Source organism: Amycolatopsis sp. NPDC039088 (assembly GCF_055598845.1).
In genome coordinates this window covers 1-3,398 of the sequence record NZ_JBVKAE010000084.1, presented here as the reverse complement: position 1 = coordinate 3,398, position 3,398 = coordinate 1, and the positions used below count along the sequence as shown (strand labels likewise).

The following is a 3,398-nucleotide window of genomic DNA, read 5'->3' as shown; positions in this document are numbered from 1 at the left end:
GGACGTTTGTTTCTGGTGTGGTGTTTGAGAACTGTAGAGTGGATGCGAGCATCTTTGTGGTCAAGTTATTAAGGGCACATGGTGGATGTCTTGGCTTCAGGAGCCGATGAAGGACGTGGGAGGCTGCGATATGCCTCGGGGAGCTGTCAACCGAGCTGTGATCCGAGGATTTCCGAATGGGGAAACCCAGCACCAGTTATGTGGTGTTACCCGCATCTGAATATATAGGGTGTGTGGAGGGAACGCGGGGAAGTGAAACATCTCAGTACCCGTAGGAAGAGAAAACAACCGTGATTCCGTGAGTAGTGGCGAGCGAAAGCGGAAGAGGCTAAACCATGCACATGTCAAGCTGTCAGGTGTTGTGTGTGTGGTGTTGTGGGACCCGCCTTGAAGAGACTGACATTTCTTCGGGTTGATGTGCTGGTTAGTGGAACGCCTTGGGATGGGCGACCGGAGTGGGTGAGAGTCCCGTACGCGAAAACCAGTTTCAGAGACCTTGGTGGTGTTCCCGAGTAGCAGCGAGCTCGTGGAATTTGCTGTGAATCTGCCGGGACCACCCGGTAAGCCTAAATACTTCCTGAAGACCGATAGCGGACTAGTACCGTGAGGGAAAGATGAAAAGTACCCCGGGAGGGGAGTGAAAGAGTACCTGAAACCGTGTGCCTACAAGCCGTCAGAGCCCGAGCACATCCTTGTGATGTTGAGGTGATGGCGTGCCTTTTGAAGAATGAGCCTGCGAGTTAGTGCTGCGTGGCGAGGTTAACCCGTGTGGGGTAGCCGTAGCGAAAGCGAGTCTGAATAGGGCGTCTGAGTCGCGTGGTCTAGACCCGAAGCGGAGTGATCTACCCATGGCCAGGCTGAAGCGTCGGTAAGACGACGTGGAGGGCCGAACCCACTTAGGTTGAAAACTGAGGGGATGAGCTGTGGGTAGGGGTGAAAGGCCAATCAAACTCCGTGATAGCTGGTTCTCCCCGAAATGCATTTAGGTGCAGCGTCACATGTTTCACCACGGGGGTAGAGCTACTGGATGGTCTAGGGGCCTTACCGGGTTACCGAAATCAACCAAACTCCGAATACCGTGGTGTGAGAGTGTGGCAGTGAGACGGCGGGGGATAAGCTTCGTCGTCGAGAGGGAAACAGCCCAGAACACCAGCTAAGGCCCCCAAGTGTGTGCTCAGTGGGAAAGGATGTGGGATTGCCCAGACAACCAGGAGGTTGGCTTAGAAGCAGCCACCCTTGAAAGAGTGCGTAATAGCTCACTGGTCAAGTGGTCCTGCGCCGACAATGTAGCGGGGCTTAAGCACACCGCCGAAGCTGTGTCATTCATGCAATACATCGGCTCACACTCTTGCAGTGTGTGTCTAGTGGTGTGGATGGGTAGGGGAGCGTCCTGCATCCAGGGAAGCGGCGGCGGAAGCCAGTCGTGGAGGGTGTGGGAGTGAGAATGCAGGCATGAGTAGCGAATGCAGAGTGAGAAACTCTGCCGCCGGATGACCAAGGGTTCCTGGGCCAGGCTAATCCGCCCAGGGTAAGTCGGGACCTAAGGCGAGGCCGACAGGCGTAGTCGATGGATAACGGGTTGATATTCCCGTACCCGAGCACGTGCGCCCAGGATGAGGCGGTTGATACTAACCACCCGAAGCGCATCGCAAAACCCTTCGGGGTGGAGCGGTGTTGTGGAGCGTGGGATCTGATTCCGTAGTAGTCGAGTGATGGGGTGACGCAGGAAGGTAGCTCCGCCAGTGAGTGGTAGTACTGGTGTAAGCGTGTAGGCCGAAACATAGGTAAATCCGTGTTTCATGAGGCTGAGACGTGATGCGTAGCCGATTGAGGTGAAGTAGAGTGATCCTATGCTGCCGAGAAAAGCCTCTAGCGAGTGCGTGCACGGCCCGTACCCCAAACCAACACAGGTGGTCAGGTAGAGAATACTAAGGCGATCGGGTGAACTGTGGTTAAGGAACTCGGCAAAATGCCCCCGTAACTTCGGGAGAAGGGGGGCCAAACACTTTGAAGTCCCGTGCGGACTAGGAGTGGGTGGCCGCAGAGACCAGCGGAAAGCGACTGTTTACTAAAAACACAGGTCCATGCGAAGTCGCAAGACGATGTATATGGACTGACGCCTGCCCGGTGCTGGAACGTTAAGAGGACCGGTTAACCCTTCGGGGTGAAGCTGAGAATTTAAGCGCCAGTAAACGGCGGTGGTAACTATAACCATCCTAAGGTAGCGAAATTCCTTGTCGGGTAAGTTCCGACCTGCACGAATGGCGTAACGACTTTCCGGCTGTCTCAACCACAGGCCCGGCGAAATTGCACTACGAGTAAAGATGCTCGTTACGCGCGGCAGGACGGAAAGACCCCGGGACCTTTACTATAGTTTGGTATTGGTTTTCGGTTCGGCTTGTGTAGGATAGGTGGGAGACTGTGAAGCTGGCACGCTAGTGTTGGTGGAGTCGTTGTTGAAATACCACTCTGGTCGGATTGGGAATCTGAACCTCGGACCATGATCTGGTTCAGGGACAGTGCCTGATGGGTAGTTTAACTGGGGCGGTTGCCTCCTAAAGAGTAACGGAGGCGCCCAAAGGTTCCCTCAGCCTGGTTGGCAATCAGGTGTTGAGTGCAAGTGCACAAGGGAGCTTGACTGTGAGACAGACATGTCGAGCAGGGACGAAAGTCGGGACTAGTGATCCGGCACCACCTGGTGGAAGGGGTGTCGCTCAACGGATAAAAGGTACCCCGGGGATAACAGGCTGATCTTGCCCAAGAGTCCATATCGACGGCATGGTTTGGCACCTCGATGTCGGCTCGTCGCATCCTGGGGCCGGAGTAGGTCCCAAGGGTTGGGCTGTTCGCCCATTAAAGCGGCACGCGAGCTGGGTTTAGAACGTCGTGAGACAGTTCGGTCCCTATCCGCCGCGCGCGTAGGATACTTGAGGAAGGCTGTCCCTAGTACGAGAGGACCGGGACGGACGAACCTCTGGTATGCCAGTTGTCACGCCAGTGGCATGGCTGGTTGGCCACGTTCGGAAGGGATAACCGCTGAAGGCATCTAAGCGGGAAGCCTGTTCCAAGATGAGGTATCCCACCCCATGTGGGTTAAGGCCCCCAACAGACCATTGGGTTGATAGGCCAGAAATGGAAGCACAGTAATGTGTTGTCGAGTTGACTGGTACTAATAGGCCGAGGACTTGCCCACAAAGATGTTACGCATCCACTCTACAGCTCTGAAACACCACACAACCACCAGCAGTATTCGGTGGAAGTGGTTGTTTCATAGTGTTTCGGTGGTTATAGCGTCAGGGAAACGCCCGGTCCCATTCCGAACCCGGAAGCTAAGCCTGACAGCGCCGATGGTACTGCAACCGAAGGGTTGTGGGAGAGTAGGACACCGCCGGACTAAC

At 55.3% G+C, this 3,398-nt stretch carries 2 rRNA genes; both read left to right on the top strand.

From position 1 onward, the window contains the following. Nucleotides 1-58: 58 nt before the first annotated feature. Nucleotides 59-3,193 (top strand): 23S ribosomal RNA (locus ACZ7KI_RS43250). Between the two features lie 84 nt (nucleotides 3,194-3,277). Beyond that, nucleotides 3,278-3,394 (top strand): 5S ribosomal RNA (gene rrf, locus ACZ7KI_RS43245). The last annotated feature ends 4 nt before the right edge of the window (nucleotides 3,395-3,398 follow it).